This is a genomic window from Micromonospora sp. WMMC264 (genome assembly GCF_027497275.1).
GTDB lineage: Bacteria > Actinomycetota > Actinomycetes > Mycobacteriales > Micromonosporaceae > Micromonospora > Micromonospora chalcea.
On sequence record NZ_CP114907.1, the window covers coordinates 6,495,520 to 6,519,751 of the forward strand.

General features: G+C 74.1%; 22 protein-coding genes and 1 pseudogene. 16 read left to right on the top strand and 7 right to left on the bottom strand.

Annotated elements, in window-relative coordinates:
• Positions 1-38 precede the first annotated feature (38 nt).
• Both moeZ and O7542_RS30565 read left to right on the top strand, forming a co-directional pair.
• On the top strand, positions 39-1,286 hold the full coding sequence (gene moeZ / locus O7542_RS29040; protein ID WP_176722780.1) for an adenylyltransferase/sulfurtransferase MoeZ: 1,248 nt from the start codon (positions 39-41) through the stop codon (positions 1,284-1,286).
• Positions 1,287-1,455: 169 nt separating this feature from the next.
• Positions 1,456-2,286: pseudogene (locus O7542_RS30565) on the top strand (hypothetical protein); the annotation flags it as partial.
• A gap of 921 nt (positions 2,287-3,207) precedes the next feature.
• Here the strand turns inward: O7542_RS30565 and O7542_RS29050 are convergent.
• Together O7542_RS29050 and proB are read right to left on the bottom strand one after the other, a co-directional pair.
• A complete protein-coding gene (locus O7542_RS29050) occupies positions 3,208-4,449 on the bottom strand; it encodes a glutamate-5-semialdehyde dehydrogenase (protein ID WP_064446638.1) in 1,242 nt (413 codons plus the stop codon).
• A 74-nt stretch (positions 4,450-4,523) separates the two neighbouring features.
• A complete protein-coding gene (proB, locus tag O7542_RS29055; RefSeq protein ID WP_051611346.1) occupies positions 4,524-5,681 on the bottom strand; it encodes a glutamate 5-kinase in 1,158 nt (385 codons plus the stop codon).
• A 13-nt stretch (positions 5,682-5,694) separates the two neighbouring features.
• Between proB and O7542_RS29060 the strand changes: the two genes are divergently transcribed.
• Positions 5,695-6,006 (top strand): MGMT family protein, encoded by a 312-nt coding sequence (locus tag O7542_RS29060; RefSeq protein WP_043328189.1) that lies wholly within the window; start codon positions 5,695-5,697, stop codon positions 6,004-6,006.
• Positions 6,007-6,064: 58 nt separating this feature from the next.
• Here O7542_RS29060 and O7542_RS29065 read toward each other — a convergent pair whose 3' ends face one another.
• The gene (locus tag O7542_RS29065) at positions 6,065-6,721 is read right to left on the bottom strand and encodes a nucleotidyl transferase AbiEii/AbiGii toxin family protein (protein ID WP_043328191.1); all 657 of its coding nucleotides are present in this window, start codon (positions 6,719-6,721) and stop codon (positions 6,065-6,067) included.
• Positions 6,721-7,077, bottom strand: a complete 357-nt coding sequence (locus tag O7542_RS29070; RefSeq protein WP_043328193.1) for a hypothetical protein — start codon at positions 7,075-7,077, stop codon at positions 6,721-6,723. The genes O7542_RS29065 and O7542_RS29070 overlap by 1 nt, the downstream gene beginning before the upstream one ends.
• Positions 7,078-7,200: 123 nt before the next feature.
• Here O7542_RS29070 and O7542_RS29075 point away from each other — a divergent pair, with 123 nt between their 5' ends.
• Both O7542_RS29075 and O7542_RS29080 read left to right on the top strand, forming a co-directional pair.
• On the top strand, positions 7,201-8,568 hold the full coding sequence (locus tag O7542_RS29075; protein WP_064446637.1) for an MFS transporter: 1,368 nt from the start codon (positions 7,201-7,203) through the stop codon (positions 8,566-8,568).
• Positions 8,569-8,596: 28 nt separating this feature from the next.
• Positions 8,597-10,075, top strand: coding sequence for an aminotransferase class V-fold PLP-dependent enzyme (locus tag O7542_RS29080; RefSeq protein WP_209963335.1), 1,479 nt, complete (start codon positions 8,597-8,599; stop codon positions 10,073-10,075).
• Positions 10,076-10,123: 48 nt separating this feature from the next.
• Here O7542_RS29080 and O7542_RS29085 read toward each other — a convergent pair whose 3' ends face one another.
• Entirely contained in the window at positions 10,124-11,053 is a 930-nt protein-coding gene (locus O7542_RS29085; RefSeq protein WP_281605482.1) for a hypothetical protein, read from the bottom strand.
• A gap of 169 nt (positions 11,054-11,222) precedes the next feature.
• On the opposite strand from O7542_RS29085, the gene O7542_RS29090 reads away from it, so the two are divergent.
• On the top strand, positions 11,223-11,783 hold the full coding sequence (locus O7542_RS29090) for an NADH-quinone oxidoreductase subunit B (RefSeq protein ID WP_043328197.1): 561 nt from the start codon (positions 11,223-11,225) through the stop codon (positions 11,781-11,783).
• A gap of 36 nt (positions 11,784-11,819) precedes the next feature.
• Entirely contained in the window at positions 11,820-13,136 is a 1,317-nt protein-coding gene (locus tag O7542_RS29095; RefSeq protein ID WP_043328199.1) for a DUF2252 domain-containing protein, read from the top strand.
• Between the two features lie 31 nt (positions 13,137-13,167).
• Here the strand turns inward: O7542_RS29095 and O7542_RS29100 are convergent, their stop codons facing one another.
• Positions 13,168-14,214, bottom strand: a complete 1,047-nt coding sequence (locus O7542_RS29100; RefSeq protein WP_281605483.1) for a glucose 1-dehydrogenase — start codon at positions 14,212-14,214, stop codon at positions 13,168-13,170.
• 102 nt (positions 14,215-14,316) lie between these two features.
• Here O7542_RS29100 and O7542_RS29105 point away from each other — a divergent pair, with 102 nt between their 5' ends.
• Complete coding sequence (locus O7542_RS29105) at positions 14,317-15,126, top strand: NADH-quinone oxidoreductase subunit C (protein ID WP_064446634.1); 810 nt, start codon at positions 14,317-14,319, stop codon at positions 15,124-15,126.
• On the top strand, positions 15,126-16,088 hold the full coding sequence (nuoH, locus tag O7542_RS29110) for an NADH-quinone oxidoreductase subunit NuoH (protein ID WP_064446633.1): 963 nt from the start codon (positions 15,126-15,128) through the stop codon (positions 16,086-16,088). Before O7542_RS29105 ends, nuoH begins: the two co-directional genes overlap by 1 nt.
• Before the next feature lie 153 nt (positions 16,089-16,241).
• Here the strand turns inward: nuoH and O7542_RS29115 are convergent, their stop codons facing one another.
• Complete coding sequence (locus O7542_RS29115; RefSeq protein ID WP_281605484.1) at positions 16,242-17,288, bottom strand: glutathione S-transferase C-terminal domain-containing protein; 1,047 nt, start codon at positions 17,286-17,288, stop codon at positions 16,242-16,244.
• A 95-nt stretch (positions 17,289-17,383) separates the two neighbouring features.
• Here O7542_RS29115 and O7542_RS29120 point away from each other — a divergent pair, with 95 nt between their 5' ends.
• From O7542_RS29120 to O7542_RS29150, 7 genes are all read left to right on the top strand, one after another.
• Positions 17,384-17,806 carry an ester cyclase gene (locus O7542_RS29120; protein WP_043328205.1) on the top strand — a complete coding sequence of 141 codons (423 nt, stop codon included), beginning with the start codon at positions 17,384-17,386 and terminating at the stop codon, positions 17,804-17,806.
• A 73-nt stretch (positions 17,807-17,879) separates the two neighbouring features.
• Complete coding sequence (locus O7542_RS29125; RefSeq protein WP_051611348.1) at positions 17,880-18,470, top strand: NADH-quinone oxidoreductase subunit I; 591 nt, start codon at positions 17,880-17,882, stop codon at positions 18,468-18,470.
• Entirely contained in the window at positions 18,467-18,991 is a 525-nt protein-coding gene (locus O7542_RS29130; protein WP_064446630.1) for an NADH-quinone oxidoreductase subunit J, read from the top strand. The genes O7542_RS29125 and O7542_RS29130 overlap by 4 nt, the downstream gene beginning before the upstream one ends.
• A complete protein-coding gene (gene nuoK / locus O7542_RS29135; protein ID WP_166456991.1) occupies positions 18,988-19,341 on the top strand; it encodes an NADH-quinone oxidoreductase subunit NuoK in 354 nt (117 codons plus the stop codon). Before O7542_RS29130 ends, nuoK begins: the two co-directional genes overlap by 4 nt.
• Positions 19,338-21,263: an NADH-quinone oxidoreductase subunit L gene (locus O7542_RS29140; protein WP_166456990.1), complete on the top strand. Its 1,926-nt coding sequence runs from the start codon at positions 19,338-19,340 to the stop codon at positions 21,261-21,263. The genes nuoK and O7542_RS29140 overlap by 4 nt, the downstream gene beginning before the upstream one ends.
• The gene (locus O7542_RS29145) at positions 21,260-22,765 is read left to right on the top strand and encodes an NADH-quinone oxidoreductase subunit M (protein ID WP_210871702.1); all 1,506 of its coding nucleotides are present in this window, start codon (positions 21,260-21,262) and stop codon (positions 22,763-22,765) included. The genes O7542_RS29140 and O7542_RS29145 overlap by 4 nt, the downstream gene beginning before the upstream one ends.
• The gene (locus O7542_RS29150) at positions 22,762-24,228 is read left to right on the top strand and encodes a proton-conducting transporter membrane subunit (RefSeq protein WP_281605485.1); all 1,467 of its coding nucleotides are present in this window, start codon (positions 22,762-22,764) and stop codon (positions 24,226-24,228) included. The genes O7542_RS29145 and O7542_RS29150 overlap by 4 nt, the downstream gene beginning before the upstream one ends.
• Positions 24,229-24,232 lie beyond the last annotated feature (4 nt).

The following is a 24,232-nucleotide window of genomic DNA, read 5'->3' on the forward strand; positions in this document are numbered from 1 at the left end:
ATTCCCGGTCCCGCAGTTCGGGCCGAGTGTCCCTCATCATGGCCGATCCCCGTCCGGGCGAGCGACAATGGCGCGGTCACACCGCCGATCCCGGGGAGTCCACCGTGTCGTTGCCCCCGCTCGTCGAACCCGCCGCCGAGCTGACCGTAGACGAGATCCGCCGATACTCGCGCCACCTGATCATCCCGGACGTCGGGGTCGAGGGGCAGAAGCGGCTGAAGAACGCCCGGGTGCTCTGTGTCGGCGCCGGCGGCCTCGGCTCGCCGGCCCTGCTCTACCTGGCCGCGGCCGGTGTCGGCACGCTCGGCATCATCGACTTCGACACCGTCGACGAGTCGAACCTGCAGCGCCAGGTCATCCACGGCGTCTCCGACGTGGGCCGCTCCAAGGCCGAGTCCGCCGCCGCGTCGATCCGCGAGATCAACCCGCTGGTCAACGTGGAGATCCACAACACCGCGCTGGACCGGGAGAACGTCCGGGACATCTTCTCCCGGTACGACCTGATCGTGGACGGCACCGACAACTTCGCCACCCGGTACATGGTCAACGACGCCGCGGTGCTGCTCGGCAAGCCGTACGTCTGGGGTTCGATCTACCGCTTCGACGGCCAGGCGTCGGTGTTCTGGGCCGAGCACGGGCCCTGCTACCGCTGCCTCTACCCGGAGCCGCCGCCGCCCGGCATGGTCCCCTCCTGCGCCGAGGGCGGCGTGCTCGGCGTGCTCTGCGCGTCCATCGGGTCGATCCAGGTCAACGAGGCGATCAAGCTGCTCGCCGGCATCGGTGAGCCGCTCGTCGGCCGGCTGATGGTCTACGACGCCCTGGAGATGAGCTACCGCAAGATCAAGGTCCGCAAGGACCCGAACTGCGTGCTCTGCGGTGAGAACCCGACCCTCACCGACCTCATGGAGGACTACGAGGACTTCTGCGGCGCGGTCTCCGACGAGGCGCAGGAGGCGGTGGTCGACTCGACCATCACCGCGCTGGAGCTGAAGGACTGGCAGGACTCCGGCAAGGACATCTTCCTGGTCGACGTGCGCGAGCCCGCCGAGTACGAGATCGTCCGCATCCCCGGCTCGACGCTCATCCCCAAGGGCGAGATCCTCTCCGGCGAGGCGCTGGCGAAGTTCCCGCAGGACCGGCAGATCGTGCTGCACTGCAAGTCCGGCGTCCGCTCGGCCGAGGCGCTCGCCGCGCTGAAGGCGGCCGGCTTCAACGACGCCGTGCACGTCCAGGGCGGTGTGCTCTCCTGGGTCAAGCAGATCGACCCGTCCCTGCCGTCGTACTGAGTCGCGTCGATGGGCCCGCCCGGTTCCCCGGGCGGGCCCGTCGTGCTCTCCGTACCCCGTGGCGTGGACAAACGCCTGGTCGCCCGACCCGCAGGTGGATGCGTTCGGCGACCGGTGGGCGGTACCGGCCCTGACCGAGCTACCGAGGCGTAACCCCGGCCGCGCCAGTACCGTCAGGGCCGTGGTGGACTTGGACGCGGCGATCGGATTCGTCGTCGCTCACGGAGACGCGGTGGACCGCGCCCGTCTCTCCCGGCTGCGCACCGGCGCTCCGGCGCCGTCCGACGTGCTCGACGCCGCCGAGTCCGGGCCGGCGCCGGGCGGCGGCTGGCCCGCCGTACTCGACGGCGAAGTCGCCTCGATCGACGCGACCTGCTTCCGCCTGGCCGAGCTGGACGACCTCGGCGCGCTCGGCCGCCCGGCGGCCCGGCACGCGCTGGACTGGCTGGCCGCCCGGCAGCTACCAGACGGCGGCTGGGACGAGGATCCGTCGCTGGCCGGGCTCGCCCCCGAATGGGCCACCCCCGGCGATCCGGAGGCCCGGCTCTACCAGACCGCCAACGCCGGATTCTGGCTCACGGTGGCCGGGCTGGACGCCCGGGCCGCCGGGCCGCTGGACCACCGGGTCGGCGGCGCGTACGCCGGTGTGGTGCAGGCGGCGGCCCAGGCGCTCGCCGCCCAGCTCGCCCCGGACGGAAGCTGGCCGTCCTTCCTGCCCGCCGGCTGGCTCGCCGCCGCGGTACTGCACCGCCAGCAGATGTACTACGAGTCGGCGCGCATCCAGGCGGTGCTGGCCGACCGGATCCCCCGGATGTCCCCGGCCGACGTGGCCTGGCTCGCCGCCACGCTGCGCCGGGTCGACGTCGGCGAGGAGCAGTGGCTGCTGGTGTCCGCGCGCAGGCGGCTCGCCGAGACCCAGCGCAGCGACGGCGGCTGGGACAGCGACGACGGCCACCAGTTCGACGTGCACACCACGCTGCGGGCGATCCGGGCGTGCCGTCCGAACACGCCCGAGGCCCCGGTAGCCGGCGCGCCGTTCGTGGCGCCGCGCCCCGCCGAGCTGCCCCCGCCGCCCGCGATGCCGGCCCCGCGCCCGCGCCGGCTCCCCGCTTCGACGTCTCCGCCCGCGCCCGACTCTGGGCCGCCCGCGCCCGACTCTGGGCCGCCCGCCTCCACGCCCGTGTCGCCTGCGCCCGTGTCTCCGCAGCCCGCCCCGGCTCGCCCGTTGACCGCCCCGGCTCGCCCGTTGACCGGCCCGGCTCGCCCGTTGACCGGCCCGGCCGGGGCATCGGTCGCATCGGCGGGTCCCGCTTCCGACCCTTCGGCGGGCTTCGGCTCCGACCTGTCGTCCAGTTTCGGCACCGACCCGTCGGCCGGGATCGCGCCCGCGCTGTCGGACGGCGCGCCGGAGCTGTTTCCGGCCCGGGGTCTCGGGCCGGATACCTGGTTCCGTCCGGACATCGGGCCGGATGCGACGCCCGGATCGGGAGCAGGGCCTGATCCGTCGGCCGGTGCTGAGGTGTCGGCCGGTGCGGACAGCGGGCCGGGGCCGTGGTCCGCCTGGATCGTCACGCCCGATCTGCTTCCCGACGAGAGCGCCGGGCCTGCCGCGCAGCTGGTGTCGGAGCTGCTGCCCGGCCCGGTGCCGCCCGCTCTGCCTCCGGCGGTTGCGGTGCCACCGGCCGCCCCCGTGTCCCCGGGTTTGCCTCCGCTGGTTACGCCGCCATCGGAGCCCACCGCCCAGGTGATCGCCGCACCGCCGCAGCCCGGCACAGTTCCGCCGGTCGACCCCGCCGCACCGGCCGACGGAGATCCACTCCAGATCGCCTAGCCCGGCCAGCTGATGATCAACACCAGTTCGGGGAAGTGGCGGCATCAAAGTGCGGGGGTGGCGCCGGCGCGCCACAACGGGCAAGGTCGGTCAGCGTAGGTGACCGTCGCCGGTCACCACGTACTTGGTGCTGGTCAGCTCCGGCAGGCCCATCGGGCCGCGCGCGTGCAGCTTCTGCGTCGAGATGCCGATCTCCGCGCCGAATCCGAACTCGCCGCCGTCGGTGAACCGGGTGGACGCGTTGACCATGACCGCGGCCGAGTCCACCCGGGCCACGAACTCCCGGGCCGCCCGCTGCGAGTCGGTGACGATCGCCTCGGTGTGGCCGGTGCCGTACCGGCGGATGTGCGCGACCGCCGCGTCGAGTGAGTCGACCACGGCGACCGAGATGTCGGCGGAGAGGTACTCGGTGCCGAAGTCCTCCTCGGTGGCCGGCACCACGGCGTCGGAGTGGGCGGCCACCTCGGGCGTGCCGTGCACGGTCACCCCGGCCTCGGCGAACGCGGCGAGCACCGCCGGCAGGAACGCGTCCGCGACGTCGCGGTGCACCAGCAGCGACTCGGCGGTGTTGCAGGTGGACAGGCGCTGGGTCTTGGCGTTCAACGTGACCGCCAGCGCCTTGCCGAGGTCGGCGGCGGCATCGACGTACACGTGGCAGTTGCCCACGCCGGTCTCGATCACCGGCACCGTCGACTCCTCGACCACGGCGCGGATCAGCGACGCGCCGCCGCGCGGGATCAGCACGTCGACCAGGCCGCGGGCGCGCATCAGCTCCTTGACCGAGTCACGGGTGCTGGAGTCGAGCAGCTGCACCGCGTCGGCCGGCAGTCCGGCGCCGGCGACCGCGTCGCGCAGCACCTCGACCAGCGCCGCGTTCGAGTGCGCGGCCGACGAGGAGCCGCGCAGCAGCGCCGCGTTGCCGGACTTCAGGCAGATCCCGGCCGCGTCGACTGTCACGTTCGGCCGGCCCTCGTAGACGATGCCGACGACCCCGAACGGCACCCGGATCTGGCGCAGCTCCAGGCCGTTCGGCAGCGTCGAGCCGCGTACCACCTCACCGACCGGATCGGGCAGCGCGGCCATCTGGCGCAGCGCGTCGGCGATCGCCGCCACCCGGCCCTCGTCGAGCGCGAGCCGGTCCAGCACGGCCGCGGACAGCCCGGCCTCGCGCCCGGCCGCCAGGTCCGCGGCGTTCGCCGCCAACACCTCGGGGGTACGCGCCACGAGCGCGTCGGCCATCGCGTGCAGCGCGGCGTCCTTGACGGTACGGGTGGCCGTGGCCAGGGCTTCCGCCGCGTCCCGGGCTCGCCGGGCCTGCTCGACGACGCTCATCGTGCGTACTCCTTCGGAGGTGTTTTAAGGAGGGGCCCCTTATTAACAGACGTCTGTTAATAAGGGGCCCTTGCTTACAGCAGGACGAGGTCGTCGCGGTGGACGACCTCACGTTCGTACGCCGGGCCGAGCGCCGCGGCGAGTTCGGAGGTGGAACGGCCGAGCAGGCCGGGCAGTTCCACCGCGTCGTAGTTGACCAGCCCGCGGGCCACCGGCGCGCCGGCGGTGTCGACCAGGTCGACCGGGTCCCCGGCGGTGAACGCGCCGTCGACGGCGGTGATGCCGGCGGGCAGCAGCGACTTGCGGCGGCCCACCACCGCCTGCACCGCGCCCGGGTCGAGGTGCAGGCGGCCCCGGGGCGCGGTCGCGTGCGCCAGCCAGAACAGGCGCGCGGCGGGACGGCGGCTGCTCGGGTGGAAGTACGTGCCGACGGGCTCCCCGGCCAGCGCCGGCGCGGCCAGCGGCGCGGCGGTCAGCACCACCGGGATGCCGAAGCCGGTCGCGATGCGGGCCGCCTCCACCTTCGTCACCATGCCCCCGGTGCCCACCCCGGCCCGGCCGGCCCCGCCGATGTCCACGCCCGCGAGGTCACCCTCGCCGTGCACCTCGGTGATGCGGGTGCTGCCCGGGCGGGCCGGGTTGCCGGTCCAGAGCGCGTCGACGTCGGAGAGCAGCACCAGCAGGTCGGCGTCGACGAGCGCGGCGACGAGCGCGGCGAGGCGGTCGTTGTCGCCGAACCGGATCTCCTCGGTGGCCACCGTGTCGTTCTCGTTGACGATCGGCACGGCCCGCAGGTCGAGCAGTTTCCGCAGCGTCCGGTACGCGTTGCGGTAGTGCGCGCGCCGGGTCACGTCGTCCACGGTGAGCAGCACCTGCCCGACGGTGCGGCCGTGCCGGGCGAACGCGGCAGCGTACCGGCCGATCAGCAGGCCCTGCCCGACGCTGGCGGCGGCCTGCTGGGTGGCCAGGTCGCGCGGGCGCCGGGGCAGCCGCAGCGGGGCGAGGCCGGCGGCGATCGCGCCGGAGGAGACCAGCACCACCTCGCGTCCGGCGGCGGCCAGCCCGCCGAGCGTGTCGACGAGCGCGTCGACCCGGGCGTCGTCCAGGCCGCCGGTCGCGGTGGTCAGCGAGGACGAACCGATCTTGACGACGATCCGGCGGGCCGAGGTGACTGCTTCGCGCACCCGACCATTCTGCGCGCTGCGGTCTGTGACGCCGCGGCGCGTTCCCATATCGTGGCAGCTCGTGACACCTGACGAGTACGTCGAGGCGGTGCTGGCACTTGTCGAGCGGATCCCGCCGGGCCGCGTGATGTCGTACGGGGCGGTGGCCGACGCGCTCGCCGACCGCTCCGGGCGGGCGTCGCCGCGGCTGGTCGGCTCGATCATGGCGCGGCACGGGGGCGGCGTGCCGTGGCACCGGGTGGTGAACTCGGCCGGCCGGCTGCCGCCGGGGCACGAGCGCAAGGCGCGGGAACGGCTGCTCGCCGAGGGGTGCCCGCTGCGCGGCGACCGGGTGGACCTGGCGGCGGCGTCCTGGTCGCCGGACGAGGGGTGACCCGACCGCGTCGGAGGCGGCCGGTCGATCGATCGCGACTCCGCTCAACGGGGCCGAGTCATCGCGGCCACTCGGAGAACGCGTGCCGGAGGTCGTGGATCTCAGCCGGGGTGAGGCGGTAGAGCGCGAAGACGGTGTCGGGGAGGCGGTCGAGGCGCTGCAGCGCGTCCTGGAACTCTTCGTCGGTGAGCGCCGGGTCGGCACGCCGTGCGAGGTCCACCAGGTCGTTCCTGCTGTACCGGCGGAGCGCGGCGGCTACGTCGATGTAGTCGCGGGGTTGAGCACGGGTCACCATGGCGGCGACTTTGGTGCCGATCACGTCGTCCAGGTGCAGCACCGGCCCGACGTCGAGCACGATCGGGCTGGCGCTGCGCGCGAAGCGCACGAGTTGCAGTCGTACGGTCCGGTCGTCGCGGCGAACCTCGAACTCGGTCATGTCGTGTTCGAAGCCGTAGAAGACATCGTCCAGCTCGGTGGGCTCGGCGATGGTCTCGACCTGGAACCCGGCATCGAGCAGGGTGGCGTGCACCAGCTCGGCGGCTGCGGTGACCCCGCCGTCGAGATCGGTGAACAGGTCCACGTCCTCGGTGGGACGGGCGCCGATGCCGTGGGCGATGAGGGCCTGGCCGCCGGCGAGGGCGAAGCCGTGTCGGCCGGCCACGGCGAGCGCGATACGGGCGACCTCGTGCTGGAACGGGTCCGGCGCGGGTGACATCAGGCGGCGACGTCCCGGGCGCGCAGCACCGGGTGGCTCTCTTCCCAGGCGCGGCGGACACCGCGGGGCACGTAAAGCTCGGGCCACAGCCGGACGAGGGTGGGTCCGTGCAGCCAGGTGCGCAGCTCGTCGGGATGAACGGCTTCGGTGAGCACCGTCTCGTACATCCAGGCGAGCAGCCCCGGAACGTCGAGGTCGACGTGCCGGTCGGGTTGCCAGAACAGCCGGTGGGGCAACTCGACGATGCCGGTGACCGGGCCCTGCAATTCGCTCAGGGCGGGGACCACGACCGCACGGCGGCCGGGGCGGGCCTCGTACGGTGCCCGCGAGCTGCGAACGGATCGGGCCGGGTCCATGCCCTACAGGGTAACGGTGCCGACCTGCGGCTTGTTGCGACTCGCGAGCGCTTGGCGGCATCGAACAAGCAGCGTCCGGGAGGGGATGTGACGCGAGCCATAACGTGAGTAGCATTCGGCTCCATGACAGCTTCGGGCCTGCCCCGCCGGGTGCACCTCGGATACGCGCTCGGTTCCCTGGTCACCGGCGCGTTCGGCACCGTGCCCGGGCTGCTCCTGCTGCCGTACCTCACCGACACGCTCGGCGTCGCCGCCGGGCTGGCCGCGCTGCTGGTGCTCCTGCCGAAGGCGTGGGACGTGCTGGTCAACCCGGTCGCCGGGCGGATCTCCGACCGGACCCGCTCCCGCTGGGGCGCCCGCCGTCCGTACCTGCTGGTCGGCGGGCTGGCGCTCGCCGTGCTGTTCGCCTCGATCTTCGCGGCGCCGTTCGCGAACGGTCCGGCCGCCGCCGCGTACGTGGCGCTGGCGTTCCTGGCGACAGCTACCGCGTTCGCGTTCTTCCAGGTGCCGTACGTGGCCATGCCGGCCGAGCTGACCGCCGACCCGGCGGAGCGTACCCGGCTGATGACCTGGCGGATCGCGGTGCTGGCGCTGGCCATCCTGGTCTCCGGCGCGGTGGCCCCGGCCGTGGTGAGCGCGGGCGGCGACGGCGTGCCCGGTCACCGGTGGATGGGCCTGTTCGTCGCCGCGCTGATCGTCGCCGGCACCGTCGGCGTGTTCCTGGGCACCCGGTCCGCGCCGACCGGCACGGTGGGGGAGAGCGAGCCGAGCCTGCGCGCCCAGCTCGCTGTCGCCACCGGCAACCGGCCGTTCCGGGTGCTGCTGATCTGCTTCGTGATCCAGTCCGCCGGGGTGGCCACCGTGCTGGCCGGGGTGAAGTACTTCGCCGGCCAGGTGCTGCGCGAGCCGGACAGCGGCCCGACGCTGCTGTTCGCCTGCTTCGTGGCACCCGCGCTGCTGGTCATGCCGCTGTGGTCGCGGGCCGGCGCCCGGCTGGGCAAGCGGGCGTCGCTGGTCGCCGCGTCGCTGATCTTCGCGGTGGGCGCGCTGGCCCTGGTCGCCGCGCCCGCGCTGCCCGCCGCCGCGGCCTACGCGGTGGTCGCGGTGATCGGCGTCGGGTACGCGGGCCAGCAGGTGTTCGCGCTGGCCATGCTGCCGGACTGCATCGCGTACGACACGGCGCGCACCGGGCGGCGGCAGGCCGGGGTGTTCACCGGGCTGTGGACCGCCGGGGAGACGTTCGGGCTGGCGCTGGGGCCGGGCATCTACGGGCTGGTGCTCCAGCTGTCCGGCTATGTCTCCTCGTCCACCGGTACCGCCGCCGCCCAGTCCGACACGGCCCGGCTCGGTGTGCTGCTCGGCTTCACCGTGCTGCCCGCCCTGCTGGTGGCGATCCCGCTGGTGCTGCTGCGCGGCTACACCCTGACCCCGGCCCAGCTGACCGCCGCCGCACCCGAGGCCGATGACGCCGCGCCGGCCGCGCGGGCGTGAGCACCCCGTCCACGAGAGGAACCACCCGATGACCGACACGGCAGGCGCCGGTGCGCTGCCCGCCCAGGGGATGCCCGCGGCGGACGTACTCGGCGAGATCCGCGCGCTGCGGGACGCCGACCGGCCCACGCACGGCGGGCGGCTGTTCGCGTACGTCTACGACCCCGGCGTGGCCGGTCTGGACGAGCTGGCGCACGCCGCGTACGCGCAGAGCGCCCACGTCAACGGCCTCGACCCGACCGCGTTCCCGTCGCTGCTGGCGATGGAGAACGCGCTCGTCGGCGCCGCCGCCCGGCTGCTCGGCGGCGGCCCCGGCACCGGCGCGCCGGACGTGGTGGGCAGCGTCACCAGTGGCGGCACCGAGTCGCTGCTGCTCGCCGTCAAGGCGGCCCGGGACGCCCGCCCCGACCTGACCGAGCCGCGGATCGTGGCGCCGGCGAGCGCGCACGCGGCGTTCGCCAAGGCGGCGCACTACCTGCGGGTCGCGCTGGACACGGTGCCCGTCGACCCGGTGACGCTGCGCCCGGACGTGGCAGCGGTGGCCGCCGCGATCCGCCCGGAGACCGTGCTGGTGGTGGCGTCCGCGCCGTCGTACGCGCACGGGGTGGTCGACCCGGTCGCGGAGATCGCCGCCGTCGCGGAGGCGGCCGGGGTGCGCTGCCACGTGGACGCCTGCTTCGGCGGCTGGGCGCTGCCCTGGCTGCGGCGGCTCGGCGCGCCGGTGCCGCCGTTCGACTTCGCCGTGCCGGGGGTCACCTCGATCTCGGTGGACCTGCACAAGTACGCGTACGCGCCGAAGGGCGTCTCGGTGCTGCTGCACCGCGATCCGGCGCTGCGCGCCCCGCAGTTCTTCGCGTACGCGGACTGGCCCGGGTACACGATGGTCAACCCGGTGATCGCCTCCACCCGCTCCGGCGGGCCGATCGCCGCCGCGTACGCCACGCTGCGGCACCTCGGCGAGGACGGGTACCTGCGGCTTGCCGCCGCCACCCGGGACGCGGTCGCCGGGCTCGCCGACGCGATCCGGGCCACCGACGGGCTGCGGCTGATGGCCGAACCGGAGACCACTGTCGTCTGCTTCACCAGCGACGATCCGGGGCTCGACCTGTTCGTGCTGGTCGACGAGCTGACCGCGCGCGGCTGGCACACCCAGCCCCAGCTCACGTACGCCGATCTGCCGGCCAGCGTGCACCTGACGGTGACCGCGGCGGTGGCGCCCCGGGTGGCCGAGTTCGGCCCGGCGCTGGCCGAGGCGGTCGCGGCGGCCCGCGCCGCCGGGCCGGTGGTGCTGCCGCCGGAGCTGCTGGCGCTGGCCGGCAGCCTCACCCCGGAGGCGCTCACCCCCGATCTGGTGGCCGGGCTGGCGGGCGGGCTCGGCCTGGCGGCCGACGCCGGTGCGCCGGAGCGGATGGCGGTGGTCAACACACTGCTCGACGCCGCGCCGGCCCGGCTGCGGGAGCGGCTGCTCGCCGAGTTCGTCGGGTTGCTCCAGCGCCCGGCCTGGTGACGCGGACGCGGCCCGCCCGGATTCGGGCGGGCCGCGTCGTGCGGTGTCTCAGCCGGCCGCGCCGACGCTGAACGTGGTGGTGTCGTCCGCCGGGTCGACGTCTGCGACCGGCTCGTTCACGTAGCGGGCCTCGACGGTGAACGTGCCGCTGCCCAGCACGCCGGCCGGCGTTCCGGCCGGTGCCCGCAGGACGACGTCGAACCTGCGCTCCTCGCCGGGCATGAACCGGCCGCCCGGGACGTCGAACGAGTCCGGGAAGCTGGGCAGGTCCTGCGGGTCGGTGCTCCAGACCTCGACCCCGGCGGGCAGGGCCGCCCGCGCGGCGAGCCGGAACGACGGCGCGTCGTTGCCGTAGCGCACCGTCACCGGCATGCGGCCCAGCAGGCTTCCGTCGGCCTGGCGGGTCAGCGTCACGTCACGACCGTTTACGGTCAGGTCCGTCTCGGTGGCCTGCCGGTAGACGCGCGGCGCGCGGACGCTGCCCGAGGTCGACCGGAACACGGTCGGGAAGGAGTCGCGATCCGCGACCCGGGCGCCGCCGCCCGGCACCACCGCGATCGAGCCGCCCGGCGCGACCATCGGGTAGGCGCGCGCGGTCGTCCAGACCTGGAAGTTGAGCCTCAGGGCCCGGCTGTCGCCCGCCGCGACCCGGCCGCCGAAGCTGCCGATGACCCGGCGGTTGTCCACCAGGTCCTCGGTGAACCACGGCGTGCCGTCGTCGAGGCCGATGAACGAGGCGCCGGCCGGCTCGGTGATGCGCAGGTCGGCGACGCCGTCGGCCCGGCCCCGGTTGCTGATCGTCGCGGTCAGCGTGCCGACGTACCCCCGGTCGGTGGGCGTCAGCACCAGCGGCCCGGTGTCGACGGTCAGCCGTGCCGCAGCGGTGCCGCTCGTGGCGGCGGCGGGCGTGGCCAGCGCGAACAGCGCTGCCGCCCCGGCCAGCAGCGCGGTGGCGACTCGTGCCGTACGTGTGGTCATGACAGGTCCTCCGTGATCCCCGTGGTGGGCGGCGGTGGTTCCGTCCGCCCGACAGTGAAGACACCCGCCGGCCCCGGGGACAGTTGCCCGGGTTCCCTGTCGTGGGTACGACACCGGACCGCTGTGGTTGACTGTCTGCTCGGGGTTCACGGACAGCGGGAGGTCGGAGATGCAGCTGCCGGGCGTGCTCGGCGAGCCGATCCGGTTCGTGCTGAACTGGGGCCGCCGCTACTCGCTCTGGGTGTTCAACTTCGGCCTGGCCTGCTGCGCCATCGAGTTCATCGCGACCAGCATGGGCCGGCACGACTTCATGCGGCTCGGCGTGATCCCGTTCGCCCACGGCCCCCGGCAGGCCGACCTGATGGTGGTCAGCGGCACCGTCACCGACAAGATGGCCCCGGCGGTCAAGCGGCTCTACGACCAGATGCCCGAACCGAAGTACGTGATCTCGTTCGGCGCGTGCTCCAACTGCGGCGGCCCGTACTGGGACTCCTACTCGGTCACCAAGGGCGTCGACCAGCTCATCCCGGTCGACGTGTACGTGCCCGGCTGCCCGCCGCGCCCGGAGGCGCTGCTGCACGGCATCCTGCGCCTCCAGGAGAAGATCGCCGCCGAGCAGTCCGGCGTCGGCGGCGTGGCCCGCCCCGACGCGCTCGCCTCTCCGGCGGACGCTGTGGCGCGGCCGGTCGAGGCGCTGACCGCGCCGCCGGTCCGTCCGCCGCTCGGCTGAGCCGTCGGGTGGCGCCGCCGGTCTAGCCTGCGGCTCATGACCGACTTCGCGGAGAAGCGCTCCGCATTCATCATCGACGTGCTGACCGAGGAGTTCGGCGCGTCCATGGCGATCGACCCGGCGGCGTTCCGCCGTAAGTTCCGCAAGATGGCCGCGTCACCGTTCGCGTTCTACCGGGGCAGCGCGGCGCTGTTCTACGCCGACCAGCGCGGCGACTTCGGCAGCGACCGGTTCCTCGACGGACGGACCAGCCGGGTGTGGATCCACGGCGACCTGCACGCCGAGAACTTCGGCACCTACATGAACGCCTCCGGGCAGCTCGTGTTCAACGTCAACGACTTCGACGAGGCGTACGTCGGGCCGTTCACCTGGGACCTGAAGCGCCTCGCGGCGAGCGTGGCGCTGATCGGCTACGCGAAGGCCCTCTCCGACCGGGTGATCGGCGAACTGGTCACCGGCTTCGCCCGGTCGTACCTGGCCGAGCTGCGGGCCATCGCGGCCGGCGGGGACGACGCGATCGGCTCGATCACGCTGGACAACGCCGACGGCGTGCTGCGCCGGGTGCTCCAGCAGGCGCGGCTGAACACCCGGGTGGACCTGCTCGCCGCGCAGACCACCGTCGACAACTACGAGCGCCGGTTCTCCCTCGGCGACGGCGTGCACGAGATCGACGACGCGACCCGGGAGAAGGTCTGCGCCGCGTTCGCCGACTACCTGCACACGCTGCCGGACTCGGCCGCCCGGCTGCGCCCGGTGGCCACCGGCATCAAGGACGTGGTGCTGCGCAAGGGCGTCGGCATCGGGTCGGCCGGGCTGCCGTCGTACAACCTGCTGCTGGAGGGGCACACCCAGGCGCTGGAGAACGACGTCGTCATCTACATGAAGCAGGCGCAGGTGCCGGCCGTGGCGCGGTACGTCGACGACGAGCGGGTCCGGTCGTACTTCCGGCACCAGGGGCACCGCACCGCCGAGTCGCAGCGCGCGTTGCAGGCGCACGCCGACCCGTGGCTGGGCTTCACCGAGCTGGACGGCGTCGGCCAGCTCGTCGCGGAGGTCTCCCCGTACGCGGCGGACCTCGACTGGGCCGACGTGAACGAGCCGGAGGAACTGGCCGGGGTGCTCGCCGACCTGGGCCGCGCGGTGGCCCGGATGCACTCGGTGGCCGACGACGAGTCCAGCCACGACCTGGTCGACTACTCCACCGAGGAGGCGATCGTCGCTGCCGTCGACTCCGACCCGGACGGGTTCGTCGACTACCTGGTCGACTTCGCGCACCGGTACGGGATCCGGGCCCGCGAGGACCACCAGCTCTTCGTGGACCTGTTCCGCAACGGCCGGCTGCCCGGCATCTGAGGGCGCGGGGCGCCGACCGCGGCGCCCCGCCTCACTGCGTGAAGTCCAGCACCGCCTTGATGTCCTCGCCGGTGCGGGCGTACGCCTCCCGGTAGTTCGAGACCGGTACGCGGCGGGTGATCAGCGACGTCAGCCAGGACTGGTCCGCCTGGGCGAGCGCCTCGGCGGCCAGGTCCCAGTGACGCCGGCCGGCGTTCACCGAGCCGAACACCACGTTGTTCTCCAGCACCAGCTCCCGGTTGAGCGCCCCGGCGTCGAAGTTGATGGTCCGCCCGCCGCTGGACACACCGGTCAGGCAGACGATCCCGGTGGGCGCGGCCTTGCACATGGCGTCCAGCACCACCGCCGGCGCGCCGGTGCACTCGATCACCACGTCGGGTTTCACGTCCAGCTCGGTCACCGACGACGTGTGGTACGTGGCGCCCAGCGCCCGGACCAGGTCCGGCTTCGGGCCGGTGGTGTTGCGGTCCAGCACGTGCACCGACAGCTCACGCTGGCTGCCGAGCAGCGCCGCCAGCAGGCCGATCGGCCCGGCCCCGGTGATCAGCACGCTCTTCGGCGTCCACTCGGCCCGGCGCCCGATCCGCTCGATGTGGTCCCACGCCTTCGCCACCACGCTGGCCGGCTCCAGCAGCATGCCCACCGACGCGAGGGCCGGGTCCAGGCCGACCGCGAACTTGGGCTGCAGCCGCCAGCGTTCCCGGGCGAAACCGGGCAGCCCCTTGATGCCGTGCTCGGTGTACAGCCCGTTGCGGCACATGTCCCACTCGTCCACCGCGCAGTTCGCGCAGGGCACCGGATCGGGGTGGCGGACCACGCCCGCCACCAGGTCGCCGGGCTGCAACGTGCCGGTCGGATCCTCCAGCACCCGGCCCAGCGACTCGTGCCCGAGCACCAGCCGCTCCTGGCCCGGCGGCGCCTCGCCGTACTCGCCGGCGACGATCTCGTGGTCGGTGCCGCAGACGCCCACCGCCAGCGCCTCCACCAGGATCGCACCCTCCTCGGGCGCCGGCTCGGGCCAGTCCTCGACCAGCCGTAGCGAGTCCGGGACACCGGGGGTCACAGTCACAGCGCGCACGTCCCTCATCCTCCCGCGCGCTCCCGCCGTCCGCCCGGCAAAGCGACGATCCGGCACGGGCGGCCCGACCCGGTCCGCAGCCGTCGGCCATAGGATCAGCGCATGACTCCGGAAGAGGTCGGCCGGCGGGTGGTCGAGCTGCTCGCGCCCGTGGAGGCCACCGCGTCGGTCTCCGGCGGTCAGGGGTACGCCCGCGCCACCGTTGACGTACCCCCGGCGAGCTGGGCGGACGCGGTGCGTGCGGCGCGCGACGACGCCGAGCTGGGTCTCGACTTCCTCGACTGGCTGTCGGCGGTGGACGAGCTGGCCGACGGCTTCGACGTGGTGCTGCACCTCTGGTCGGTCGCGCACCGGCACGGGCTGCTGCTGCGCACCCGGGTGCCCCGCGACGCGCCCGTCGTCGCCTCGGTGGTCGACCTGTTCCCCGGCGCGGCCTGGCACGAGCGGGAGACCCACGAGATGTTCGGCATCGACTTCGCCGGCCACGGCGAGCTGCGGCCGCTGCTGCTGCCGCCGGAGTTCGAGGGGCACCCGCTGCGCAAGGAGTTCGTCCTCGCCTCCCGGGTCGCCAAGCCGTGGCCCGGCGCGAAGGAGCCGGGCGAGTCGGAGGCGGGCGGCGGCCGCCGGCCGGTCCGGCCGCCGGGCGTGCCCGCGCCGGGTGAGTGGGGCACGACGCCCACGCCGGCGGGTGCGGCGGGCGCCGGTGAGGGCCCCCGCGGGGGTACGCCGGCCCGCCCGGCCCGGGAGCGTCCGGCGCGTGCTGCCCGTCCCTCCACCGGCGCGGGGCAAGCGCGGTCCGGCGCTGCTCCGGCGGCCGATGAGGCGGGTCCGCTCGGGCGGCCGCTGCCCGGGGAACCGCCGACCGGTCCGCCCCGGCAGCAGCCGGACCCCGACGCGGCGGGGGAGAGCTGATGCCGGACTGGTTGGAGCTGGTCCTGCGCGTGGCGGGCGTGCTCGTCGCGTTCCTCACGCTGCCGCTGATCGTGGGCCAGGCCGAGCACAAGGTGATGGCGCACATGCAGGGCCGGCTGGGCCCGATGTACGCGGGCGGCTTCCACGGCTGGGCGCAACTGGTGGCCGACGGCATCAAGTTCGTGCAGAAGGAGGACGTCACCCCGCGCGACGCGGACCGGCAGGTGTTCCGGCTGGCGCCCGCGGTGGCGCTGGTGCCCTACCTGCTGGTGCTGCTCGTCATCCCGCTCGGGCCGGGTGACCTGGTGGCCCAGCCGTTGGACATCGGCCTGTTCTTCGTGCTCGCCGTGGTGGGCGTCGGGGTGCTGGCCGTGCTCATGTCCGCGTGGGCGTCGGCCAACAAGTACAGCCTGCTCGGTGGGCTGCGCGGCGCGGCCCAGCTGCTCGGGTACGAGCTGCCGCTGGTGCTGGCCGCCGCTTCGGTGGCGATGGCGGCCGGCACGCTCAGCCTCTCCGGCATCGTGGAGGCGTGGCAGCCGTGGTGGCTGCTGTGGCAGGCGCCGGCCATGGTGATCTTCTTCGTGGCGGGGCTGGCCGAGATCCGCCGCCCGCCGTTCGACATGCCGGTGGCCGACTCCGAGCTGGTCTTCGGCTACATGACCGAGTACACCGGTCTGCGGTTCGCGTTCTTCCTGCTCGCCGAGTACGTCGGCATCGTGGTGATCGCGGCGCTGACGACTGTGTTGTTCCTCGGCGGCTGGCAGGGCCCGTTCGCCGACGCGCAGCTCGGCTGGCTGTGGACGCTGCTGAAGGTGTTCGCCGTCGCCTTCGTGATCATCTGGTTGCGGGTGAGCTACCCGAGGCTGCGCGAGGACCAGCTCCAGCGCCTCTGCTGGCTGGTCCTGGTCCCCCTGGCCCTGGCCCAGCTCGTCCTCACCGCCGCAGTCCGCCTGGCCCTGTAACCCACCCACCCTCCCTCCCTCCCCACCCTCCTCGGCGATCTTGCACATTCTGCCCCGGCGAAAGGGGCAAAGCTCGCAGGTTGCGGGCTCAATGTGCAAGATCGACGAGGCAGGGGCGGGCGGGGCGGGCGGGGCGGGGCGGAAGAGAGCGCGTCAGCGCAACGGCGTGTGGGCGGGGTCCACCTGCTCGGACGGGGGTGGGGGCGGGGGTGGGGTGCCGTCGCCGAAGGGGCGGCCGCCCAGCTCCTCCCGGCCGTGCGGGGTGAGCCAGTTGCTCAGGTCGGGGCCGAGCGGCACGATCCCGGTCGGGTTGATGTCCCGGTGGACCTCGTAGTAGTGCCGCTTGATGTGGTCGAAGTCGATGGTGTCGCCGAACCCGGGCGTGGTGAACAGGTCCCGGGCGTACGCCCACAGCACCGGCATCTCGCTGAGCTTCTGCCGGTTGCACTTGAAGTGCCCGTGGTAGACCGGGTCGAAGCGGACGAGCGTGGTGAACAGCCGTACGTCCGCCTCGGTGATCGTGTCGCCGACCAGGTACCGCTGCCCGGCCAGCCGTTCGCTCAGCCAGTCCAGCCGGTCGAACAGCCGGTGGTACGCCTTGTCGTACGCTTCCTGGCTGCCGGCGAAGCCGCACCGGTAGACGCCGTTGTTGACGTCGGCGAAGACGACCGCGTTCACCTCGTCGATCTCGGCGCGCAGCGGCTCCGGGTAGAGGTCCGGCGCGCCGGGACGGTGGTGCGCCGTCCACTCGGTCGTGAGGTCCAGGCTCATCTGGGCGTAGTCGTTCGTCACGACCTGGCCGGTGGGCACGTCGACGAGCGCCGGGACGGTGATGCCGCGCTCGTAGCCGGGGAAGCGGGCGAAGTAGGCGTCGGCGAGCCGCTCGATGCCGAGTACCGGGTCCTTGCCGTCCGGGTCCAGGTCGAACGTCCAGCTCCGCTTGTCGTGGGTGGGCCCGGCCACTGCCATCGAGATGGCGTCCTCCAGCCCGAGCAGGCGCCGGACGATGATCAGCCGGTTGGCCCAGGGGCAGGCCCGGCTGACCGCCAGCCGGTAGCGCCCCGGCTCCACCGGCCAGCCGTCCCGCCCGTCGGCGGTGATCCGGGTGGCGATGTAGCGCTGGTCGCGGGTGAACTCGCCACCCGGCTCCACGTACTTGCCGCCGGTTCGTTCCAGGACCTCGTCGTCGCTGCCGCCCACGCTCTACCTCCGAGTTCGCTTTTCGCTCCCATCATGGTCGCTCGGGCGGCTCCCGGCAGGTCGAGCGCGTCACAAAGAGGCATAGGCTGCCCGCCGTGACCGATGTGGAGACGGCGGCCCGGCGTTTCGTCGCCGACGTGTGGAACGCCGGGCGCGAGGAGAGCGCGTACGAGCTGGTGGCGGCGGAGTGCCCGGGCCTGGGCGGCGCCGGCCCGGCGGCGATGCTGGCGTGGCACCGGGACCGGCGGGCGTCGTTCCCCGACCTGCGCTACAAGATCGTCGACGTGGTGGCGGCCGGTACGCGGGTGGCGGTCCGCTGGCGGGCCGCCGGCACCCAGGCGGGCCAGTTCGGTCCGGTGCCGCCGACCGGCCGGGTGGTCAGCTATTCGGGCGCGACGTTCCTGCGCTTCGACGACGACGGGCGGATCGTGGACGTGTGGAGCGTCAACGAGCTGTTCCAGGTGCTCCAGCAGCTCGGCGTGGAGATGCTGCCCCCACTCACACCCGGCGAGGCGTGATTCGGCCGCACGCCCGGGCCAAAGCGCCGGGTGGTGGTCGCGCGCGCCCGGGTCACAGGGCAGGATGGGCGGCATGAGCGAGCACGGTGGAGTGCCCGGCGGCGGTCTGGTGAAGGGCCTGGCGGTCACGTTGAAGACGATGACCCGCCGCTCGACCACCCAGCAGTACCCGGATGTGGCGCCCGAGCTGCCGCCGCGCTCCCGTGGCGTGATCGCGCTGCTGGAGGAGAACTGCACGGTCTGCATGCTCTGCGCGCGCGAGTGCCCGGACTGGTGCATCTACATCGACTCGCACAAGGAGGAGGTGGCGGTGCCCGGCGCTGCCCGCCCCCGCCAGCGCAACGTGCTCGACAAGTTCGACATCGACTTCTCGCTCTGCATGTACTGCGGCATCTGCGTCGAGGTCTGCCCGTTCGACGCGCTCTACTGGTCGCCCGAGTTCGAGTACGCCGAGTACGACATCAAGGACCTGCTGCACGACAAGGACCACCTGGGCGAGTGGATGGCCACCGTCCCGCCGCCGCCGGCGCACGACCCGCTCGGCGACCCCTCCAAGGAGGAGACCACCGCCGCCCGGAAGGCGGCGGGTCCGTCGGCCCGTCCGGCTCCTTCCCGGGTACGCCCCGACGCCGCCACCGATCCGGGCGGAGGCACCGCCTCATGACCGGTGCGGACGTGCTGCTGCTCGCGCTGGGCGCGGTGGCGGTGGGCGCGGGCGCGCTGGTGGTCGCGACCCGGCACCTGGTCCGGGCCGGGTTGTGGCTGGTGGTGTGCCTGGGCGCGCTCGCCGGTGACTACCTGGTGCTGACCGCCGAGCTGGTGGCCTGGGTGCAGGTGCTCATCTATGTGGGCGCGGTGGTGGTGCTGCTGTTGTTCGCGGTGATGCTGACCCGCGCGCCGATCGGCCCGTCGGACGACCTGGACCGGCCCGGCTGGGCCGCCGCGCTGGTCGGCGGCGGTAGCGGCCTCGGCCTGGCGGTGCTGCTGATCGACGCGTTCCGCTGGTCCCGGGTGGACCTGCCGGCCGCCGGCACCGCCGAGCGCCTCGGCGAGCAGATCTTCCGCTCCTGGGTGCTGCCGTTCGAGGTGCTGTCGGTGCTGCTGCTGGCCGCGCTGGTCGGCGCGATCGTGCTGTCCCGCCCCGACATCGGCCGCCGGTCCGCCGACGAGGGCGGGCGCCCGTGAGGCCGGTCATCCCGTACGTCACCGCCGCGCTGCTGTTCGGCCTCGGCGTGTACGGCGTGCTGCGCCGCCGCAACGCCGTCCTGGTGCTGATGGCGGTGGAGTTGATGCTCAACGCGGTGAACCTGGTGCTGGTCACCGCCGACACCACAGTCAAGGCCGTGCTGCCGCACTCCGGTCAGGTGTTCGCGCTGTTCGTGATCGTGCTCGCCGCCGCCGAGATCGGTGTCGGGCTGGCCATCGTGCTCCAGCTCTACCGGCTGCGCGCCAGCGTCACGGTCGACGACGTCCCGCTGGCCGAGCCGGCGCCCGCGGTGACCCCGGCCGAGCGCCCGGAAGGAGCGGTCCGGTGAGCACGCCGACGCTGTGGCTCGCGGCGGTGCTGCCGGGCGCCCCGCTCGTCGCCGGGCTGCTCGGCCTGCTGCTGCCGCCCGCCCCGAGCCACGACCGCGCGTCGGCCCGGCGGCTGGCGGTCGCACTGGGCGTGACGGGTGCGGCGGTGTCGCTGCTGGCCGCGCTGGCGCTGCTGGTCCGCGTGGACGCGCCGGTCGAGGCGTCCACCACCTGGATCGACCTGGGCGGACTGCGGGTCACGCTCGGCCTGCGGCTGGACGGCGTGGCAGTGCTCGTCGCGACGGCCGTGGCCGCTGTCGCGCTGGCCGTGCAGGTCTACTCGATCGGCTACCTGCGCCGGGGCCCGCACGACGACGTGGACGTCGACCACCGCTACCCGCCGTACGCGGCGCAGTTGAGCCTCTTCACCGCCGCCATGCTCACCGTGGTGGTGTCCGGCGACCTGATCATGCTGCTGGTCGGCTGGGAGGTGATGGGCGTCTGCTCGTACCTGCTCATCGCCCACGACCGGCGGCTGCCCGAGGCGCCCGGCGCGGCGGTGAAGGCGTTCCTTGTCACCCGCGTGGGTGACGTCGGTTTCCTGCTCGGCATCGCGCTGCTCGGCGTGGGCGCGGGCAGCTTCCGGATCGCCGACGTGCTGGCGCACGACTACGGCACCGGTACGCTCACCGCCGCCTGCCTGCTGCTGCTCGCCGGGGTGGCGGGCAAGAGCGCCCAGTTCCCGCTGCACACCTGGCTGCCGGACGCGATGGCCGGCCCGACGCCGGTGTCCGCGCTGATCCACGCCGCGACGATGGTCGCCGCCGGGGTGTACGCGGTGGCCCGCCTGTTCCCGCTGTTCGAGCGCGCCCCGGCCGCGCTCGCCGTGCTGGGCGTGATGGCCGCGATCACGATGCTGCTGGGCGCGTTCGCCGCCACCGCGCAGGACGACATCAAGCGCGTGCTCGCCTGGTCGACCGTGTCGCAGATCGGCTACATGACCGGCGCGCTGGCGGTCGGCGCACCGGCTGCCGCGCTGTTCCACCTGCTCACCCACGCCGCGTTCAAGGCGCTGCTGTTCCTCGCCGCCGGTGCGGTGATCCACGCCGTCGGCACCACGCTGATGTCCCGGATGGGCGGCCTGCGTACCGCCATGCCGGTGACGTTCTGGTGCACTGTGGTCGGCCTGGGCGCGCTCGCCGGCGTACCCCCGCTCTCGGGTTTCTGGAGCAAGGACGGCGTGCTCGCCGCCGCCGAGGCGGCCGCGCTCGACGGCGCCGGGCCGAGCGCGGCCTGGGTCGGCTGGCTGGTCTGGCTGGCCGGGCTGGTCGGCGTGGCGGTGACCGCCTGGTACGCGACCCGGCTGCTGCTGCGCACGTTCCTCGGCACCACGCGCACGCCGCTGCTGCGCCCGCACGACCCGCCCGCGCTGCTGCGCTGGCCGGTGCTGCTGCTCACGGTCCCGGCCGCGTTGCTCGGCCTGGCCGCGTTCGCGCCGTGGTTCGCCGACCGGCTGCGCGTGCCGGGCGACGACACCGGCGAGGCGGTCGAGCTGGTGCACCTCGCGCCGAACCTGGTCCTGCCGTTCCTGCTGCTGCTCGTCGGCGCGAGCGTCGCCTGGGCGGGCTGGCGCCGCGACCCGGCCGCCGATCCGGCCCGCTTCCTGGGTCCGCTGCGGCCGGTGTTCGCCCGGGCGTTCCGGCTCGACGACGTCCAGCACACAGTCGTCGTACGCCCGGTGGGTGCGCTCGCGCGGGTCGTGCGTACCGGTGACGAACTGGGCGTGGACGGGCTGGTCGAGGGCAGTGGCCGGACGGCGGTCGAGGTGGGCGGTGGCCTGGCCGCGCTGCACCGGGCGGCGCTGCCGCGGGCGGCGGCCGGGGTGCTGGCGGGCGCGCTGCTGATCGGCCTCGCGGTCGCCCTGATCGGAGTCACGTCATGACGTTCGGGCAGGTCCTGCTGGTCGCCGTGGTGGCGGTCCCGGCGCTCGGCGCGCTGGCCACAGCGGTCGTGCCCGGTGACCGGGCCGGCCGGGTGGTCGGCACCGTCGCCGCCGCGTTGACGCTGCTGGCGACGCTGCCGCTGGTCGGCGGTGACCACGGTTGGTTCGGGTACGGGCCCCGCCCGGCGGTGCAGCCCTGGCACCAGGTCGACCTGCCGTGGGTGCCCGGGCTCGACCTGCGCTTCCACCTGGGCGTGGACGGCATCTCCTGGCCGCTGGTGGTGCTGACCGCGCTGCTGACGCTGCTGTGCTGCGCGTACACGCTGTGGCGGGTGCCGTCCGGCAGCGGCAGCGGACGGGCGCTGGTGGCGTTGCTGCTGGTGGTCGAGGTCGGCATCCTCGGCACGTTCCTCGCGCTCGACCTGGTGTTGTTCTTCCTGTTCTTCGAGGTCGTCCTGCTGCCGATGTACGCGGTGATCGCCGGCTGGGGCGGCGCGGACCGTCGTCGCGCGGCCCGCAAGTTCGCGCTCTACACGCTGTTCGGCTCGGTGCTGCTGCTGGTCGGCGTCTACGTGGTGGTGGCCGCCGCGGGCACCGCCGACCTGGTCGCGCTCACCGGCGGCGCCGGGCTGTCCCGGGGCACCCAGCTCGCCGCGTTCACGCTGCTGGCGCTCGCGTTCGCGGTGAAGAGCCCGCTCTGGCCGCTGCACTCGTGGCTGCCCGACGCGCACACCCAGGCGCCGACGGTCGGCAGCGTGATCCTCGCCGGGGTGCTGCTCAAGATGGGCACGTACGGCATGATCCGGGTCGCCGTGGGGGTGGCCCCGGAGGGCGCCCGCTGGGCCGCGCCGGTACTCGGCGTGCTCGCCGTCGCCGCCATTCTGATCGGTGGCCTGGTCTGCCTGGCCCAGGACGACCTGAAGCGGCTGATCGCGTACTCCAGTGTCGGCCACATGGGCTTCGTGCTGCTCGGGATCGCCACGCTCACCGCCACCGGGCTCCAGGCCGCGCTGATCGGCAACATCGCCCACGGCGTCATCACCGCCCTGCTGTTCTTCCTGGCCGGCGCGGTCAAGGACCGCGCGCACACCGGCTCGCTGGCCGACCTGTCCGGGCTGCGGGAGACCGCGCCCCGGCTGGCCGGGCTGCTCGGCTTCGCGGCTGTCGCCTCGCTGGGGCTGCCCGGCCTGGCCGGGTTCTGGGGCGAGGCGTTCGCCGTGGTCGCCGCCGTGCAGCGGGGCGGCCCGCTCTGGCTGACCCTCGCCGTGCTGGCCGCCCTGGGCGGGGCGCTCACCGCCGCGTACTTCCTGCGGCTGCTGCGCCGGGTTTCGCACGGGCGGCCCAGCCCGGCGGTGGCGGGGCTCGCACCCGGGCTGGCCGGTGCGGAACTGACCGCCTGGGCGCCGCTGGTGCTGCTCGCGCTCGCGGTCGGCCTGGCCCCGGCGCTGGTCCTGTCCTACGCCTCCGGCCCGGTGGAGGCGCTGCTGGGGGTCGTCCCATGAGCCTGGTGCAGAGCGTCGACAACGTGGCGATGCTGCCCGCATACCTGGCCGCCGGCACCGCAGTGCTGGTGCTGCTGGTCGACCTGCTGGTGGCGCGGCCCGCCGTCACGGTCGCCGCGGCGGCGCTCGGCGCGACCGGCACGGCTGTCGGCGCGACGCTCGTCGGCACGTCCGGGACCCGGCGCACGTTCTGCGTCGGCGACGACTGCTCCTGGGTGTGGGGCGGGCGAGCGGCGCTTGTCGGGGCCGTGATCGCCCTGCTCACGCTCGGCGTGCTGGCGCTGTCCGGCCCGCTGCTGCGCGCCGGGCGTACCCCCGTCGGCGAGTACTGCTTCCTGCTCGCCTGCGCGATGACCGGCGGCGTGGTGCTCGGCGCCGCCGGTGACCTGATCACGCTGATCGTGGCGCTGGAGACGCTGACGCTCCCGCTGTACGTGCTGGTCGGCCTGCGCCGGGGCAGCCTCGGGGGCGCCGAGGCGGCGGTGACGTTCTTCGTGGTCAGCGTGGTCGCCACCACTGTGACGCTGCTCGGCGCGGCGCTGCTCTACGCCGTCGCCGGCACGCTGCACCTGGACCGGCTCGGCGCCACGCTGGCCGACCGCGCCGACCTGACCGACCTGCCGCTGACCGGCGTCGCGGCGGCGCTCGTGGTGGCCGGGCTGGCGTTCAAGGTCGCCGCCGTGCCGTTCCACGCCTGGGCCCCCGCCACGTACGACGGCGCGCCGCTGCCGGTGGCCGCGTACCTGTCGACCGCCTCCAAGCTCGGTGGCGTGGTGGCGCTGCTGGCGGTGGTGCAGCGCGCGCTGCCGGGAGACATGACCGGCCCGGTGCTGGCGGCGCTGGCGGTGCTGACCATGACCGTCGGCAACCTGGTGGCGCTGCGTCAGCGGCGTACCGTGCGGTTGCTCGCCTGGTCGTCGGTGGCCCAGGCGGGGTACATCCTCGCCCCGCTGGGCGCGCTCGCGCTGGCCGCGGGCCGCACCGGCGACGCGCGCACGGCCGCGTACGCGGCAGCCATCGCGTACGCGATCTTCTTCGTGCTGCTGGAGCTTGCCGCGTTCGCGGCGGTGGTGGCGTTGCGCCCGGCGGACGGCGACGGCGGCACGCTGGCCGACCTGCGCGGCGCGGCGCGGCGGCACCCGTGGGTGGGCGGCGCGTTCGCGCTGGCGCTGATCGGGCTGGCCGGCCTGCCGCCGGGCCTGGCCGGGCTGTTCGCCAAGGTGACAGTGGTACGCGCGCTGCTGGCCGGGCACGCGGGCTGGCTGGCGCTGGTGGTGGCGTTGAACGCGGTGATCGGCCTGGCCTACTACCTGCGGGTCACCGCCTCGCTTTACGCGACGCCCACGGGCGCGGCGGCGGTCCGGCCGGCGCGGACGGTGGCGCTGGCGCTCGGCGTGGCCACCGTGGCGGCGGTGGTGATCGGTTTCGCACCGCAGCTGGTGCTGGACGTGGCGGCGCGCTGACCGG

What these genes read in the sequence shown, in the direction of transcription:
- moeZ (WP_176722780.1), top strand. Translation starts at nt 39, where the DNA reads ATGGCCGATCCCCGTCCGGGCGAGCGACAATGGCGCGGTCACACCGCC.
- O7542_RS29050 (WP_064446638.1), bottom strand. Translation starts at nt 4,449, where the DNA reads ATGAGCGTCGTCGAGCAGGCCCGGCGAGCCCGGGACGCGGCGGAAGCC.
- proB (WP_051611346.1), bottom strand. Translation starts at nt 5,681, where the DNA reads ATGGGAACGCGCCGCGGCGTCACAGACCGCAGCGCGCAGAATGGTCGG.
- O7542_RS29065 (WP_043328191.1), bottom strand. Translation starts at nt 6,721, where the DNA reads ATGTCACCCGCGCCGGACCCGTTCCAGCACGAGGTCGCCCGTATCGCG.
- O7542_RS29070 (WP_043328193.1), bottom strand. Translation starts at nt 7,077, where the DNA reads ATGGACCCGGCCCGATCCGTTCGCAGCTCGCGGGCACCGTACGAGGCC.
- O7542_RS29075 (WP_064446637.1), top strand. Translation starts at nt 7,201, where the DNA reads ATGACAGCTTCGGGCCTGCCCCGCCGGGTGCACCTCGGATACGCGCTC.
- O7542_RS29080 (WP_209963335.1), top strand. Translation starts at nt 8,597, where the DNA reads ATGACCGACACGGCAGGCGCCGGTGCGCTGCCCGCCCAGGGGATGCCC.
- O7542_RS29085 (WP_281605482.1), bottom strand. Translation starts at nt 11,053, where the DNA reads ATGACCACACGTACGGCACGAGTCGCCACCGCGCTGCTGGCCGGGGCG.
- O7542_RS29090 (WP_043328197.1), top strand. Translation starts at nt 11,223, where the DNA reads ATGCAGCTGCCGGGCGTGCTCGGCGAGCCGATCCGGTTCGTGCTGAAC.
- O7542_RS29095 (WP_043328199.1), top strand. Translation starts at nt 11,820, where the DNA reads ATGACCGACTTCGCGGAGAAGCGCTCCGCATTCATCATCGACGTGCTG.
- O7542_RS29105 (WP_064446634.1), top strand. Translation starts at nt 14,317, where the DNA reads ATGACTCCGGAAGAGGTCGGCCGGCGGGTGGTCGAGCTGCTCGCGCCC.
- nuoH (WP_064446633.1), top strand. Translation starts at nt 15,126, where the DNA reads ATGCCGGACTGGTTGGAGCTGGTCCTGCGCGTGGCGGGCGTGCTCGTC.
- O7542_RS29125 (WP_051611348.1), top strand. Translation starts at nt 17,880, where the DNA reads ATGAGCGAGCACGGTGGAGTGCCCGGCGGCGGTCTGGTGAAGGGCCTG.
- O7542_RS29130 (WP_064446630.1), top strand. Translation starts at nt 18,467, where the DNA reads ATGACCGGTGCGGACGTGCTGCTGCTCGCGCTGGGCGCGGTGGCGGTG.
- O7542_RS29145 (WP_210871702.1), top strand. Translation starts at nt 21,260, where the DNA reads ATGACGTTCGGGCAGGTCCTGCTGGTCGCCGTGGTGGCGGTCCCGGCG.
- O7542_RS29150 (WP_281605485.1), top strand. Translation starts at nt 22,762, where the DNA reads ATGAGCCTGGTGCAGAGCGTCGACAACGTGGCGATGCTGCCCGCATAC.